Origin of the sequence: Microbacterium horticulturae, assembly GCF_029094505.1 — a bacterium.
GTDB lineage: Bacteria > Actinomycetota > Actinomycetes > Actinomycetales > Microbacteriaceae > Microbacterium > Microbacterium horticulturae.
Window position 1 is genome coordinate 539,764 of sequence record NZ_CP119108.1, and the last position, 14,888, is coordinate 554,651.

Genomic DNA, 14,888 nt, shown 5'->3' on the forward strand with positions numbered 1-14,888 from the left:
GAGTGGTGGAGGGCGAGGGCGCGGCGGGGTGGATGCTCAGCCGTCGCGGCGTGCACCCGCCGAGGGGATCACGGTGAACACCCGCGGGGCGGAGAAGCCGGCGTCGGCGAAAGCGCGGGTCGCGGCATCCCGCACCGCATCCACCCGGTCGTGGGGGGTCAGCGCGATCGCGGCACCGCCGAACCCGCCCCCGGTCATGCGTGCGCCGAGCGCGCCGGCGCCGCGCGCTGCCTCGACAGCCGTGTCGAGCTCGGGCGTCGAGATCTCGAAATCGTCGCGCATCGAGGCGTGCGAGGCGTCGAGCAGCGGCCCGATCGCTGTCGGGCCCTGCGTGCGGAGGGCCTGGACGGTGTCGAGAACGCGTTGGTTCTCGGTGACGATGTGCCGCACGCGGCGGAACGTGACCTCCTCCATGATCTCGCGCGCACGGTCGAGATCGGCAACGTCGACGTCGCGCAGCGCGCGCACACCCATCAGCGCGGCCCCGCGCTCGCACGACTCGCGGCGCTCCCGATAGCCGCCGGTCGAATGGGCGTGCGTGACGCGCGTGTCGATCACGACGAGATCGAGGCCCGCCCCGGCGAAGCCGAGGTCGACCACCTGCGCCTGAAGCGACCGGCAGTCGAGGAAGATCGCCGCGTCGGCGCGGCCGAGCATGGCGGCCATCTGGTCCATGATGCCGGTCGGAGCGCCGACGGCCTCGTTCTCGGCGCGACGGCCCACACGCGCCAGCGCCACGGAGTCGAGGCCGAGGTCCCAGACGTCGTTGAGAGCGGCGGCGGTCGCGCCCTCGATCGCCGCGGATGACGACAGACCCGCCCCGACCGGCACGTCGGAGGCGATGGCGATGTCGACGCCGAGGGCGGGCGCTGTCGCCGCGTGGCGCAGCGCCCAAGCGACGCCCAGAGGGTAGGCGGCCCATTCGGGTACAGCCACGTCGCCGTCGGAGGGGAAAAGCGTGTCGAGCTCGTCGATCGCGACCTCGACCGGCTCGTCGGCGAACGTCGATGTCACGCGGATGCGCGCGTCGTCACGACGGCCGACCACGGCGTGCGTGCGGTGGTCGATCGCGAACGGCAGCACGAACCCGTCGTTGTAGTCGGTGTGCTCGCCGATGAGGTTCACCCGGCCCGGCGCCGACCACGCGCCCTCGGGAGCGCGGTGGCTGAGGGTTGCAAACAGGGCTGCCGCGGCATCCATCGTCGTCACAGCTGCACTCCTTCGAGGGCGTCGCGCAACCGGGCGGCGGCGGTCTCGGGCGGGATGTCGGCGATCCAGGCGCCCATGGCGGCCTCGGATCCGGCGAGGAACTTGAGTTTGTCGGCGGCACGGCGCGGGCTCGTGAGTTCGAGGTGCAGCCGGTAGGTGTCGCGTGCGACGTGCACCGGCGCCTGGTGCCATGCCGCGATGTACGGCGTCGGGGTGTCGTAGAGGCGATCGATGCCGCGCAGAAGCATGAGGTACAGGCGCGCCAGCTCATCGCGCTCAGCGTCGTCGGTCTCGGCGAAGTCGGCGACCTGGCGGTGCGGCATCATGTGCACCTCGAGTGGCCAGCGGGCGGCGAAGGGCACATACGCCGTCCACCGCAGGCCTTCGAGCACGACGCGCTCGCCCGCCCGCTCGAAGTCGAGGATGTCGTGGAAGAGCGTGGGGGAGGTGCGTTCGATGCTGTCGAGCGTGCGCGCAGTGCGCGGCGTGATGTACGGGTAGGAGTAGATCTGGCCGTGCGGGTGGCCGAGCGTCACGCCGATGGCCTCGCCGCGGTTCTCGAACGGGAACACCTGCTCGACGCCGGGCAGTGCCGACAGGGCTGCGGTGCGGTCCGCCCAGGCCTCGATGACGGTGCGCGCGCGCGTCTCGGATTGGGTGCCGAACGAGCCGGCGGTGTCGGGGCTGAAGCACACGACCTCGCAGCGTCCGACGCTCGTGCGCGCGCGGCCGAGGCCGAGGTCTCGCAGATCGTCGAGGCCGGCCGGCGGGTTCTCGCCCGCCGGGGCCGTTCCTGTCGCGGTGGACAGCGCGGGGCCGAACGAGGGCGACTTGTTCTCGAAGACGGCGACGTCGTAGCGCGCAGGAATCTCGGACGGGTTGCTCGGCGTCTGCGGGGCGAGCGGGTCGAGGTCGGCCGGCGGCAGGAAGGCACGGTTCTGGCGCGCGGCGGCGACCGAGATCCAGTCGCCGGTGAGCACGTCTTGGCGCATGGTGGCGGTCGCGGGCCGCGGGTCGAGGTCGCGCGCGTCGATGGCGCGGTCGGGACCGAGCGTCGTGTCGGGGTCGTCGTAGTAGATCAGCTCGCGACCATCGGCCAGGCGTGAGGGCCGCTTGACGACGCCGGCGCCCAGGACAGTGGGCTCGTCGTGGGGGAGGTCCAGGGGCATGGATCAGAACTCCTTCATGTTGACGATCACACGGTATCAACATGCTTGTGTTATCGTCAACACCGGTGGACCGGCTGAGTTCTGAACGGGGGCGGGCGATGAAGCGCGTGTCGATGGCCGATGTCGCGGCCCGTGCCGGCGTCTCGGGGCAGACCGTCTCGCGTGTGGTCAACGGCAGCCCGCGGGTCGATCCGGGCACGCGCGAGCGCGTCGAGGCGGCGATGGAAGAGCTCGGCTACCGCATGCATCGCGCCGCCCGCGCGCTGCGCACCGGCCGCACCCAGACGATCGGCCTGGTCGCGACAACTCTCGCCACGGTGGGCAACTCGCGCATGCTGCAGGCGGTTGCCGATGCCGCGGCATCCCGCGGCTATGCGCTCGTCGTGGTCACGCTCGGGGCCGACGCGATCGACGTGGCGTTCGAACGGCTGCGCGACCAGGGTGTCGACGGTGCCGTCGTGCTCAACGAGGCGACCGTGCCGGCGCAGGGGGCCGCTGTGCCGGACGACCTGCACCTCGTCGTCGTGGACGCGCCCGCGGCCGACCGATTCGACGTCGTGCAGACAGCGCACGCTCTCGGCGCGCAGGAGGCCACGCGGCATCTGCTCGGGCTCGGGCATCGCACCGTGCACCACCTGGCGGGTCCCGCCGGGTCGTTCTCGGCGGACGAACGCGAACGGGGATGGCGCGCGGCGCTCGCCGAGGCCGGGGCGGAGACGCCGGAGCCGCTGCGGGGCGACTGGACGGCGGCATCCGGTCATCTCCGTGGTCGGGAGCTGCCCGCCGACGCCACCGCCGTCTTCGCCGCGAACGACCAGATGGCGCTCGGACTGCTGCGTGCGCTTGCTTCGGGTGGCCGGCGTGTGCCCGAGGACGTGAGCGTCGTCGGCTTCGACGATGTGGCGGATGCCGCGGACTACCGTCCCCCGTTGACCACGGTGCGCCAGGACTTCGACGCGCTGGGCGCGCGAGCCGTGGATGTGCTCGTCTCGCGGATCGAGGCGCCCGCGGCGCCGCAGCTGGCCGTCATTCCTGCGCACCTCGTCGTGCGCGACAGCTCGGGTCTCGCGTCGCGCTGACCCTGATTCGTCGCGCTGTCGTTTGCCGCCCACGCGCAGTCGTTTCGCGGGCGCGAACGTCGAGAATTGCCGCGTGAGCGATACGGTCGGACCCGGGCAGGTGTATCGCGAGCGGTCGAGGGAGCGATCAAGCGGGATGCTGCGCTGCGAACTCTGCGACGGCGGCGATGACGGCAGGGTCTTCAAGGTACACGCCGTGGCCGCCGGCGACCTCGAGGTATTCCGCACCCGGAATACGCTCGGCGAGCGCGCGTCCATTCGCCGCGGGAGTGATCTCGTCGTCGGCGCCGTGTACCACGAGCGTCGGCGCGGTGATGCGGGTGAGATCGTCCCAGCTGTCGTGCGTCGAGCTGGCGACGAAGTGGCCGCGTCGCGCGCGCATCGGGGCATCGCCCCGCGCGAGAAGACCCAGGACGTCTGGATGCCGCCGCCGGAATCCCTCGCTGAAGAAGTACGGACCGAGCGCCACCGGGTCACCGCCGGCCAGCGCGCGGGTCGCTTCGGCAGGGCGCGGAACACCGCGGGCATCGCCCGGTGTGGCCGAGATCAGCGCGAGAGACGCGACCCGGCCGGGCGCGTCGATCGCGAGCCATTGGCCGATGCGTCCGCCCATCGAGTGTCCGACGACATGGGCCCGTTCGGCTCCGGCGGCGTCGAGCACGGCGAGGGCGTCGGCGGCGAGCGTGCGCGTCGACCACTCGGCGGGCGCGCCGAGGGTCGAGGCGCCGATCCCGCGGTGGTCGTAGGTGATCACGCGGAACCGTTCGGCCAGCGCGGGCACGATGAGGTCCCAGGTGCGACGGCTCACCGCCTGGCCGGGAATCAGCACCATAGGGTCGCCGGTGCCATGCTGCTCCCAGTCGAGGGTGGCGCCGTCGGCCGTGACCGCGGGGCGCTTCGGCTCGCTGCGCTCGCTCAACGCCCGGCTCCGGAGAAGAATCGACCTGCGTGCATCACGCGTCGGCGGCCCGGCGGGCCTCCCAGCCCGAGCGCACCATCTCATCGACCGTGTAGCGGTTCCGCCAGTCGAGGTCGCGGGCGGCCAGCTCGCCGGTCGCGACGATCCGATCGGGGTCTCCGGGCCGGCGCGGCGAGACCTCAGGGGTGAAGTCGACGTCGGTGACGCGGGCCATGGCGTCCATGATCTCGCGCACCGAAAGCCCGTTCTGCGAGCCGAGGTTGTACGCGGGCTCGATCGGCTGCCCGCCCGCCAGCCGCTGCGCCGCCACCACGTGGGCGGCGGCGATGTCGGCCACGTGCACGTAGTCGCGCACATTCGTGCCATCGGGCGTCGCGTAGTCGTCGCCGAAGATCTTCGGGGTCTTGCCGTCGATCAACGCCTCGAAGACCAGCGGGAACAGGTTGTGCGGACTGGTGTCGTACACCGACGCGTCGCCCGAGCCGACGACGTTGAAGTAGCGCAGCGAGGTGTGGCGGAGGGGATGCTGCGACCCTGCGGTCGCCACGCCCTGGTCGGCGATCAGCCACTCGCCGATGAGCTTCGACTCGCCGTACGGCGAGGTCGGGTGCTTCTCGGTGTCTTCGACGACCAGGTCGACGTGGGGCGTTCCGTAGACCGCCGCCGACGACGAGAACACGAGACTGGCGACACCCGCGGCATCCATCGCCTCCAGCACGACCCGTGTGCCCTCGACGTTCTGCGCGTAGGTGTGCAGCGGTCGCTGCACCGAGACCCCCGCGTACTTGAACCCGGCGACGTGGATGACGCCCTCGACACCGTACTCGCGCAGGGTGCTCTCGACGAGCGCGCGATCGAGGATCGTCCCGCGCACGAACGGCACGCCGTCGGGCACGAACGACGTGTGCCCGCTGGAGAGGTCGTCGATCACGACCGGCTCGAGCCCTGCAGCGCCGAGCGCTCGGACGATGTGGGCGCCGATATAGCCGGCGCCGCCGGTAACGAGCCAGGTCATGTCACTCCTCCACGGGGCCGAGCAGCAGTCCCGGCGCGAAGCGCGCACGGTCGGTGAGCAGCTGCTCGAGTTCGATCACGGTCACCTCATTCTGCCCGACACGCGTGACCGGGCCGGGCACGAACAGCGTGCGCTGCGGTCCGTTCGACCAGTAGCGTCCGAGCAGGAACCCGTTGACGAACGCGAAGCCCTTGCCCCAGCCGTCGGTGTCGATGAAGAGGTCGGCCGCCGCGTCAAGCGTGAACGACCCGCGCGCGACGACGGGGCCGGCGAGGGGTGCTCCATCGCCGGGAAGGGAGAGGAGGGATGCCGCGGCCGCCGCCTCCAGATCGATCGGCGTCGCCGTCCACCCGGTGAGCGGCCGCCCGTTCAGGCGCGGAGCGCCGATGAGTCCCTTGGGCTCGCCGAGGCGGTGCCCGTAGTTCACACGGCCCTGCTCTTCGACGAGCACGTCGATCCGGTCGCCTGCCGGCACGACCAGCGCCCGCTCGTGGCGGGTGCGCGAGAGCGAGCCGACGCGCACGCCGTCGACGAGCACCCAGGCCTGATCGCGCACCTCGTCGACCTCGAAGCCCCCGGCCTCGCCGAGCGTCGCCGAGTACAGCACGAGCCCGCTCGGAATGCCCAGCGCATCGAACGTCGGCGGCTCGTCGGGGCCGCCCGCGTCGAGGTCGGGCAGGCGGCCGAGCAGGGGAGCCGAGGCAGTGAAGACCGCCTCGGGCGTGGGGGCGGGGGCCGCCGGCACCGGCAACTCGTCGGGCACCGACGCGTACGTGGCGATCACGTCGCGCAGCGCGTAGTACTTCTCGGTGGGGTGACCGGCCTCATCGAGCGGCGCGTCGTAGTCATACGAGGTGACCAACGGCAGGTAGCGCCCCTTGTCGTTCGCGCCGTTCGTCAGGCCGAAGTTCGTGCCGCCGTGGAACATGTAGATGTTGACGGATGCGCCCGCAGCCAGCAGCGCGCCGAGCTCGGCCGCGGCATCCTGCGCACTCGTCGTGTGGTGCATCCCGCCCCACCAGTCGAACCAGCCGTCCCAGAACTCCGAGCACATCAGCGGGCCTGTCGCCTGATGTTCGCGCAGGGTCGCGAGGCGCTCGGTGGTCTGTGAGCCGAACGAACCCGTCCTGTGCAGCTCGGGCAGTGAACCGTCGCGCAGCATCTGCGGCTGCGGCTGATCCACCGTGGTCAGCGGGACGGTGATACCGGCATCCCGCGTGATCCGCACAAGCTCGCGCAGGTAGTCCTCGTCGTCACCATAGGCGCCGTACTCGTTCTCGATCTGCACGAGCACGACCGGACCGCGCCGGTCGATCTGTCGGGGCGCGACGATCTCGTACACGCGGCGCAGATAAAGCTCGAGCTCGGCGAGGTAGATCGGCTCGCTCCGGCGCAGGCTGACACCGTCCATGGCGGTCAGCCACACCGGCAGGCCGCCGTTGTGCCACTCGGCGCAGATGTAGGGCCCGGGGCGGACGATCGCGTGCATCCCCTCGGCGGCGATCAGATCGAGGAAGCGCCCGAGGTCGTTCGCACCGGTCGCATCCCACTGGCCGCGCGCGGGTTCGTGGGCGTTCCAGGCCACGTAGGTCTCGATCGTGTTGAGCCCCATCAGCCGCGCCTTGCGGATGCGGTCGGCCCACTGATCGGGGTGCACGCGGAAGTAATGGATCGCGCCCGACAGGATGCGGTGCGGCCGGCCGTCGAGGAGGAAATCGGTGTCGCCGATGGCGAAGGTGGTCACAGAGAAGCTCTCGTTCGGAATGTGAGGGGCGGCCCGCGAGCTGCCGGCCGCCCCGTCGTGGATCACGCGCTACTTGTTGACGCTGAATCCCTGCTTGTTGCCGTAGTCGACCAGCGCGCTCTGCCACTTCTGCAGGCCCGCGTTCAGGTTCGACTTGTCAGCGTACGACTGCCCGACGGTGTCGCCGAAGATGCTGTTGGCGTACACCTGGTACGGGAGGTACTGCCACCCGGTCACGACGTTGTTCGCGGCATCCGCCAGCACTTCATTGATCTTCTGCCCACCGAAGTACTCGGGGGTCGCGTTCAAGAAGTCGTCCGACTGCAGCTGCTTCGTCGTCGAGGGGAATCCGCCGCTCTGGAGGAACGTCGAGATGGAGTCGTCGCTGTTGTTCAGCCACCAGAGGAAGCCGGCGGCCAGCTCGGGATTCTTGCTCTGCTTCAGCACTGCCTGGCCACCGCCGCCGTTCTCGGCCGAGGCAGGCTGGCCGTCGTAGGTCGGCATCGGAGCGACGCGCCAGTCGCCCGAGCCGTCGGGCGCGCCCGACTCGAGGTTGCCGGGCATCCACGCGCCGATCACGAGAGTGGCGATGCTGCCGTTGCCGAGGCCTGTGAACCACTCGTCGCTCCAGCTGCCGGTGGGTGCCACGAGCCCCTTCGAGACGAGCGTGTTCCAGGTGTCGGCCCACTTCTTCGAGCCCGCGTCCTGCAGGTCGATCTTCACGTCCGTGCCGGAGGTGGAGAACGGGTGGCCGCCGGCCTGCCAGATCATGCTTGTCGTGAATCCCGCGTCGCCGATGTCGTTCGTGATGTATTTCGACGGGTCGGCGGCGTGCAGCTTCTCGGCGTCGGCGATGTACTCATCCCAGGTCTTGGGCACCGCGAGATCGTATTTGTCGAACACCGCCTTGTTGTAGAACAGCGCCATAGGGCCGGAGTCCTGCGGCAGGCCGTACACCTTGTCGCCGGAGGTCACCGAGTTCCACGTGGATGCCGTGTAATCGTCCTCGAGGCCACTGAACCCGTAGGGTGCGAGATCGAGCAGCGCATCGGTCAGCTCGAATTGTGGGAACGCGAAGTACTCGATCTGGGCGACGTCGGGACCGCCTGAACCGGCCTTGATGGCGTTCTGCAGCTTCGTGTACTCATCGTTCGAGGTGCCCGCGTTGACGAGCTTGACCTTGACCTTCGGGTAGGCCTTCTCGAAGGCTGCCACCTGCGCCTCAGCCGACGGAGTCCACGACCAGTACGTGATCTCGCCGCCCTTCTGAAGCGCCGCCTTGATCGAGTCGAGACTGCCGGATGCCGTAGCCCCGGTGTTGTCGGTGCCGCCGGTGTCGTTCGAACCGGCGCAGCCGGCCAGGGCGAGGGCCGCGACGGTGCCGAGCGCGGCCAGAGCCGCGACACGACGGCGCGTGCCTGACATGTGCTTCATTGCTGTGTCCTTTCGAGTGCTCCGCCCCGCGGATGCGGGACGGCCGGGAGGGGATGTCGCCAGCAGGCCCCGGTCACTGCTTGACGCTTCCCGCGCTCAGCCCCGACTGCCAGAACCGCTGCAGCAGGAGGAACGCGATGACGATGGGGATGATGGTGAGGAGCGAGCCCATGATCACGAGGTTGTAGATGGGCTGCGAACCGGCGCCCTGGGCCTGCGCGGCCCACTGGTTCAGCCCGACCGTGAGCGGGTACCACTGCGGATCGCTGAGCATGATCAGTGGCAGGAAGTAGTTGTTCCAGGTCGCCACGACGGTGAACAGGAGCACCGTGACGATGCCCGGCGTCAGCAGGCGGATTGAGATCGTGAAGAACGTGCGGAACTCTCCGGCACCGTCCATGCGGGCGGCCTCGAGCAGCTCGGTGGGCACCGAGTCGGCCGCGTAGACCCACACCAGATAGAGACCGAACGGGCTGATCAGGGACGGGATGATCACCGACCATGGGGTATTGGTGAGGCCCAGCTGGCTGAACAGCAGGAAGGTCGGGACGGCCAGAGCGGTGCCGGGCACCGCCACGGCGCCGAGCACGATGGCGAACACCGCCGGGCGGCCGGGGAATCGGTACTTCGCCAGGCCATAGCCGGCGAGCGTCGCCAGCAGAGTCGCGCCCCCGGCGCCGAGCACCACGTACAGCAGAGTGTTGCCCAGCCAGCGCAGGAAGATGCCGTCCTTGTAGGTGAGAGTCTGAACGAGGTTGTCCCAGAACGCGAAGTCGTCGCCGAACCAGAGCCCGAAGCTCGAGAAGAGACCGCCCTGGGTCTTCGTGGAATTCACCAGCAGCCAGATGAGCGGCACCAGCGTGTACATCGCGTAGACGATCATCACGATGAGCAGCGTCTTCGAGTGGCGCGGGTGCAGCGGACCGGTGGCCCGGTCGCGTGCGAAGGCCGGAGCGGTCATCACTTCACCTCCGCTCGGGAGCCGCGCAACTGCACGATGTAGGCGATGACGGCGGTGATGACGCCCATGATGATGGCGATCGTGGCGGCGTAGTTGAACTGCTGGCCGGCGAACGACAGGTTGTATGCGTACATGTTCGGCGTGTAGTAGGTGGTGATGACGTTCGGCGCGAGCGGCCGGAGGATGTTCGGCTCGTTGAACAGCTGGAAGCTGCCGATGATCGAGAAGATCGTGGCGATCACGATGGCCCCGCGCAGGGCGGGGATCTTGATCGAGAACACCGTGCGCCAGGCCCCGGCACCGTCGATGGACGCCGCTTCGTACAGCTCGGTGGGGATTGTCTTCAGCGACGAGTAGAAGATCAGCATGTTGTAGCCGACGAACTCCCAGGTGACGATGTTGCCGATCGAGACGAGCATCCACTGCTTCGCGAACGGCGTGATGAGGTGGAACCCGACAAGCTGATTGATGTTCGCCGTCAGGCCGAACTGGTCGCCGTAGATGTACCCCCACATGAGCACCGCGACGACGGCCGGAACCGCGTAGGGCAGGAACAGCATGATGCGGAAGAAGGATGCCCCGCGCAGCCGCGCGCTGTCGATCGCGAGCGCTGCGGCCAGGGCGAGCGCCAGCATGATCGGCACCTGGACGACCAGGAACAGGAGTACGCGCCCGAACGACTCCCAGAACTGCGGGTCGGTCAGCGCCTGGATGTAGTTCGCGAACCAGACGAAGGTCGTGCCGCCGACCAGCTGAGTACGGAACAGGCTGAGATAGATCGAATACGCCAACGGTGCGAGAAAGACCAGCGTGAACACGATCATGAACGGGGCGACGAATGCCCACCCGCGCCAGTCGCGCTTCGGTCGGCGCAGCGCTGAGGGACTTCGGGTCGCGAGCGGTGGGGCGACGGTGGTCGTCATCGACGTGCCTCATTCACGGTGGTCGGCAGGTTGTTTACGCAAACATACGCGGATTCGGGCTACGATGTCAACGCAAACATTCGGGTCGGGAGGGCGAGGATGGCCGAGGCCTGGGCGCGGCGCGAGCCGTCGATCAACGACGTGGCGAAGGTCGCCGGCGTGTCGGCGCAGACCGTCTCGCGCGTCGCCAACGGCAAGGACGTCGTGCGGCCGGCGACACGGGACAGGGTCGTGGCGGCCATGCAACAGCTGGGGTATCGGCCCAACAGCGCCGCTCGCGCGCTGAAGGCCGGACGCTACCGCAACATCGGGGTGATCCTCTTCACCCTCGCCACCTATGGCAACATGCGCAATCTCGAGGCGATCGCCGACAAAGCGACCGCGGCAGGGTATGCACTGACGTTGATCCCTCTGGATGCCGCGACCCAGGCGAGTGTCTCGGGGGCGTTTGCGCGGCTGAGCGAACAGGCGGTCGACGGCATCATCATCGTCATCGAGGCGCACCTGCTGCACGAGGCCGACATCGAACTCCCCACAGGTCTGCCGGTCGTCGTGGTCGATGCCGGAGCGCCCGCGGCCCGTCCCGTCGTCGACACCGACCAGGCGCAGGGCGCGCGGCTGGCGACCGAGTACCTGCTCGACCTCGGGCATGCGACCGTCTGGCATATCGCCGGTCCTGAGGAGTCGTACTCCGCCGGGCAGCGCCGTCGTTCATGGGAAGAGACGCTCCGCGCCCGCGGCGCGCAGGTCCCCGAGGCGCTGCGGGGGGATTGGAGTGCCGATTCGGGCTACCAGGCGGGGCTGCAGCTTGTTCACAAGTCGGGTGTGACAGCCGTGTTCGCGGCCAACGATCAGATGGCGCTGGGCGCGTTGCGGGCGTTCCACGAGCACGGGGTGCGCGTTCCCGACGACATCAGCGTGGTGGGCTTCGACGATATGCCCGAGGCGGCGAACTTCTGGCCGCCGCTGACAACCGTGCACCAGGACTTCGAGACCGTCGGAGCGACGGCCGTCTCGGCTCTCATCCGTGAGATCGAGGGGGGCGCGGCGGAGTCTTCGCTCGTCGCGACCGAGCTCATTGTGCGGCAGAGCGCCGCGCCGTACCCGGACGACGAGCGAGCCCGCCGAACTCAGCGCAGCGCGCGCACCACGCCGATGCCGGGCGTCGACAGGCCGTCAGCGGCGGCGAAGGAGAGCGCGCCGTCGGCATCGGACGGAAGGCCGTAGTCGACCTCGAGCGACTGGTCGCCGGCGTCGAAGCGCTCGGTGGCTACGACCTCGTTCCTGAGCCGACCGGGGGCCGGCTCAGTTCGCGGGCCGGGCTGTGGAGTGCCGCACGTTCAGCGTCGGGCTGAGCGACACTCGGTGCACGGCACGGTCCGGGTCTTCCCGTCGCCGGATCAGCAGGTCGACGGCGGCGGCGCCCACCTCTTCGCGGGGCGGTCGCACCGCGGTCAGCGGCGGTGTGAACATCGACGCCACCTCATCGTCGTACGCGATGACCGATAGGTGGTCGGGCAGCGACAGTCCCCGCGCGAGCGCGAGATCGATGAGCGCCATGGCCTCGGGGTCGGAGTGCACGAGCAGACCGGTCACCCCGTTCGCGAGAATCGTGTCGAGCACGGCGTCGACGGCCACCGAGAACTCGGGGCTCGTGCGCGGGGGGAACAGCTCCTCGAAGTGCTGCGACGGCGTCAGCGCCAGCTCGGCGCAGGCGGCCTCCCATCCCTTGGCGACCTTGCGCCCGGTGGGCGAGTCGCGCGAGAGGATGAGTCCGACGCGCTGGTGTCCGAGCTCGGCGAGATGCCGGGCTGCCAGCACGGCGCCCAAGGCGTGGTCGCTCGTCGCGCTCTCGACCGGCACGCGCCCGGGCATGCTCAGCGCGTCACGCTCGACGAGCACCGAGGGGATCGACCGCGCGCCGAGCCAATCGATGACGTCCTGCGCAGAGGGGGTGTCGGGGTTGGGTGCGACGATCACGCCGCGCACGTCGGGCGCGGCCAGCAGCCGCTCGAGCACGGGCCGTTCATCGGTGAGCTCATACGAGGCCGCGCGCACGCGCAGCCGGTATCCACGGCGCTGCGCCTCGGCCTCCATGCCACGTACGACACCGGGCCAGTAGAAGCTCATCGACGGCACCAGGACGGCGATCTCGCCCAGCGCGGCGACCGGGGCTGCCGCCCCGTCAGAAGGCGCGGCAGAGGCGGCGGTGTCTTCGCGGGGCGTGACGGCGCCGCCGTGCACGCGCACGAGCAGGCCCAGCTCTTCCATCTCGGCGAGGTCGCGACGCAGCGTCACGGGGGCGACGCCCAGCTCTTCGGTCAGCTGTGAGACGCGTACGACGCCGTCTCTCGCCAGCGACGCCAGAATGTGCGTGCGCCGCGCCGGCGGCAGCGGTGCATGTGTCAGTTCGGTCATCGCCCATCACCCTCGCTGGTCTCATCTCTTTCTACCGTGACAGATACCGTGCGCCGCTCATCGACGTTCAGCTCGATCATGGTCAGCGTCTCGCCCCACACCTCCGACAGCATCGGGTCGTCCAGCGCGCGTTCGATGAGGTGGGCAGGGATGCCGCGGCCCCAGCGCACCACGACGGGTGTCGCGTCCGCGAGCGGCGTGATGTGCGCGCCGTCGTCCGACAGCTGCACGGCTCCGGCCACCAGCATCCGCACCACTGTTCCGTCGGCCGCATCGTCGGCCAGATCCCAGGCGTCGGCGACGACGATCTGCCGCGCCGCGCGGTCGAGAGTCACGGTGCGGCGCCACGACCGCAGGGCCGGCTGCGGATACGCGCCGCCCAGCTCGAGCGTGAGCGCGCTGGCCGCATCGTCGATGCGCACCGCGACGTCGCGCGCCGCGAATGCCGGGCCCGCGCCCTGCGCCACGCCTGCGATCTGCGGCACATTGTGCCAGGTGCTCTGCATGGTCCAGATGTCGTACCGGTCGGGGCCGAACGTCGCCGCGGTGTAGGTCGGGCGCCCGGCATCCACCAGCACCGGAACGCCGTCCGAACACACGATGAACTCGCCGACGTCGTTGTGGTTGTGGTTCTCTCCGTTGTGGCCGCCCTTGGCCACGAGCGTGAGCCCGGTCGCGGTGCCGCCTCGCTCGCGGGCGAGCAGGACCTCGGTGGAGGGCAGCCACACGTCACGGGGGAGTGGCGCGGGGGAAGGGGATGCCGCGAGCCAGGCCGCATCCGTCAGCCCGCGCAGCACGCGGCCCAGGCCCAGCGTCTCGTCTGCCGGGTCCGTGCGGTACGCGCGGGCGAACGCCGCGGCATCGCGGTCTCCGACGCGCAGGGCGGCGCGGAAGAGGACATCCCAGGGCGCCGGTGCGGTGGGGCGGGCCTGGCCGTCGGCGATGTCGACGACCCAGCCGTCGCCGAGGTCGCAGCGATGCGGAAAGGCCACTGTCTCGCGCAGCGCCGGCACGGTCGGCAGCGCGTCGAGTGCGCCGTCGGTGGCATGCGCGAGCAGGTCGAGCGCCTCGAGCACACGGGCGGCGCCGGCCCACCAGTACGAGGAGCCCTCGTCGACGGCGCCGTCTTCCGGGAGCCCGGCGACATAGCGGTCGAGACCCGCGATGCACAGCGCGACGACGTCGGCGCGTAGCATCCGCTCGTTCGAGCCGTCGAGCAGGCGAAGGGCCGCGGTGAGCACGTTCGCGTGGATCCACGGGTTCCAGTTGTGCACAGGCCCGTCGAGCCCGATCCAGTGCCAGTCGCGGCGTTGCGCGAACGGGTCGAAGACGCGGGTGCGCACCTCGTGGCGGATGCGCCTTCGCAGCCCGGGGTAGCGCTCGTCGAGCCGCGCGCCGAGCAGCTGATCAAGCCAGGCGAGCTGGCCGGCGACCTCGCCGGCCCCCAGATCCAGGAACGGGTCGGTGACGGCCGCCAGCACCGCGCCGTGCCGGGCGAAGGTGTCGTCGTGTGCGGGCCAGCACCAGGAGCTCTGCTCGCACAGCAGTTGCGCGCCGTCGGCGACCTCGTCGATCCAGACGTCGTCATCGGTCACGGCGGCGGTGATCGCGGCGCGGGTGAGGCGGTGCTGCCGGGTGAATGCCGCGTGCTCCCACGTCGCGCGGTCGCCGTCGCGGTGCACGCGGGCGGCGTCGTGGGCCAGCGGTTGCGGCCAGGGCACGCCGAGATCGGCACGTGCGCGGGCGAGGATCGCCGAGGCGACCGAGGCTGCGGCATCCCATACCCGGCGATCGGTTGCCGGCGGCACCGGCAGGGCGCGGTCGGGGGCGACCAGCAGAGACGCAAGGCCGCAGGGATGCCGCCGATCGTCGAACACGGCGGCGAGGGGGCCGGTGAAGTCGTCTGTCATCTGCGCGGCAGTCACTGTGCCACCTCCTTGCCTTGATGATCGAAAATGATCGTATCATGTCGAATTAATGCTTGTGCTGAACGGTTGAGATTGCTAATCTCCTGAAT

At 69.9% G+C, this 14,888-nt stretch carries 12 protein-coding genes; 2 read left to right on the forward strand and 10 right to left on the reverse strand.

Annotated features, from left to right (window positions below):
• Positions 1–36: 36 nt before the first annotated feature.
• Entirely contained in the window at positions 37–1,200 is a 1,164-nt protein-coding gene (galK, locus tag PU630_RS02405) for a galactokinase (protein WP_275280003.1), read from the reverse strand.
• 5 nt (positions 1,201–1,205) lie between these two features.
• Complete coding sequence (gene galT, locus PU630_RS02410; protein WP_275278766.1) at positions 1,206–2,378, reverse strand: galactose-1-phosphate uridylyltransferase; 1,173 nt, start codon at positions 2,376–2,378, stop codon at positions 1,206–1,208.
• A 113-nt stretch (positions 2,379–2,491) separates the two neighbouring features.
• Here galT and PU630_RS02415 point away from each other — a divergent pair, with 113 nt between their 5' ends.
• Positions 2,492–3,457, forward strand: coding sequence for a LacI family DNA-binding transcriptional regulator (locus PU630_RS02415; RefSeq protein ID WP_275280004.1), 966 nt, complete (start codon positions 2,492–2,494; stop codon positions 3,455–3,457).
• A 127-nt stretch (positions 3,458–3,584) separates the two neighbouring features.
• On the opposite strand, the gene PU630_RS02420 is transcribed toward PU630_RS02415, so the two are convergent.
• The 6 genes from PU630_RS02420 to PU630_RS02445 form a co-directional block, all read right to left on the reverse strand.
• Positions 3,585–4,376, reverse strand: coding sequence for an alpha/beta fold hydrolase (locus PU630_RS02420; RefSeq protein WP_275278767.1), 792 nt, complete (start codon positions 4,374–4,376; stop codon positions 3,585–3,587).
• 34 nt (positions 4,377–4,410) lie between these two features.
• Positions 4,411–5,391, reverse strand: coding sequence for a UDP-glucose 4-epimerase GalE (gene galE, locus PU630_RS02425; protein WP_275278768.1), 981 nt, complete (start codon positions 5,389–5,391; stop codon positions 4,411–4,413).
• A gap of 1 nt (position 5,392) precedes the next feature.
• Positions 5,393–7,135, reverse strand: coding sequence for a glycoside hydrolase family 35 protein (locus tag PU630_RS02430; protein WP_275278769.1), 1,743 nt, complete (start codon positions 7,133–7,135; stop codon positions 5,393–5,395).
• Positions 7,136–7,204: 69 nt separating this feature from the next.
• A complete protein-coding gene (locus tag PU630_RS02435; protein ID WP_275278770.1) occupies positions 7,205–8,569 on the reverse strand; it encodes an ABC transporter substrate-binding protein in 1,365 nt (454 codons plus the stop codon).
• A 73-nt stretch (positions 8,570–8,642) separates the two neighbouring features.
• Positions 8,643–9,530 (reverse strand): carbohydrate ABC transporter permease, encoded by an 888-nt coding sequence (locus PU630_RS02440; protein ID WP_428981973.1) that lies wholly within the window; start codon positions 9,528–9,530, stop codon positions 8,643–8,645.
• Entirely contained in the window at positions 9,530–10,453 is a 924-nt protein-coding gene (locus tag PU630_RS02445) for a carbohydrate ABC transporter permease (protein ID WP_275278771.1), read from the reverse strand. Before PU630_RS02445 ends, PU630_RS02440 begins: the two co-directional genes overlap by 1 nt.
• A gap of 99 nt (positions 10,454–10,552) precedes the next feature.
• On the opposite strand from PU630_RS02445, the gene PU630_RS02450 reads away from it, so the two are divergent.
• Positions 10,553–11,680 (forward strand): LacI family DNA-binding transcriptional regulator, encoded by a 1,128-nt coding sequence (locus tag PU630_RS02450; protein ID WP_275278772.1) that lies wholly within the window; start codon positions 10,553–10,555, stop codon positions 11,678–11,680.
• Between the two features lie 78 nt (positions 11,681–11,758).
• Here the strand turns inward: PU630_RS02450 and PU630_RS02455 are convergent, their stop codons facing one another.
• Together PU630_RS02455 and PU630_RS02460 are read right to left on the reverse strand one after the other, a co-directional pair.
• The gene (locus tag PU630_RS02455; RefSeq protein ID WP_275278773.1) at positions 11,759–12,871 is read right to left on the reverse strand and encodes a substrate-binding domain-containing protein; all 1,113 of its coding nucleotides are present in this window, start codon (positions 12,869–12,871) and stop codon (positions 11,759–11,761) included.
• Positions 12,868–14,796, reverse strand: coding sequence for a heparinase II/III domain-containing protein (locus tag PU630_RS02460; RefSeq protein WP_275278774.1), 1,929 nt, complete (start codon positions 14,794–14,796; stop codon positions 12,868–12,870). Before PU630_RS02460 ends, PU630_RS02455 begins: the two co-directional genes overlap by 4 nt.
• Between the last annotated feature and the right edge of the window lie 92 nt (positions 14,797–14,888).

Excerpts from the sequence above, each read along its gene's own strand:
- galK (WP_275280003.1), bottom strand. The coding sequence starts at position 1,200 with ATGGATGCCGCGGCAGCCCTGTTTGCAACCCTCAGCCACCGCGCTCCC.
- galT (WP_275278766.1), bottom strand. The coding sequence starts at position 2,378 with ATGCCCCTGGACCTCCCCCACGACGAGCCCACTGTCCTGGGCGCCGGC.
- PU630_RS02415 (WP_275280004.1), top strand. The coding sequence starts at position 2,492 with ATGGCCGATGTCGCGGCCCGTGCCGGCGTCTCGGGGCAGACCGTCTCG.
- galE (WP_275278768.1), bottom strand. The coding sequence starts at position 5,391 with ATGACCTGGCTCGTTACCGGCGGCGCCGGCTATATCGGCGCCCACATC.
- PU630_RS02435 (WP_275278770.1), bottom strand. The coding sequence starts at position 8,569 with ATGAAGCACATGTCAGGCACGCGCCGTCGTGTCGCGGCTCTGGCCGCG.
- PU630_RS02440 (WP_428981973.1), bottom strand. The coding sequence starts at position 9,530 with ATGACCGCTCCGGCCTTCGCACGCGACCGGGCCACCGGTCCGCTGCAC.
- PU630_RS02445 (WP_275278771.1), bottom strand. The coding sequence starts at position 10,453 with ATGACGACCACCGTCGCCCCACCGCTCGCGACCCGAAGTCCCTCAGCG.
- PU630_RS02450 (WP_275278772.1), top strand. The coding sequence starts at position 10,553 with ATGGCCGAGGCCTGGGCGCGGCGCGAGCCGTCGATCAACGACGTGGCG.
- PU630_RS02455 (WP_275278773.1), bottom strand. The coding sequence starts at position 12,871 with ATGACCGAACTGACACATGCACCGCTGCCGCCGGCGCGGCGCACGCAC.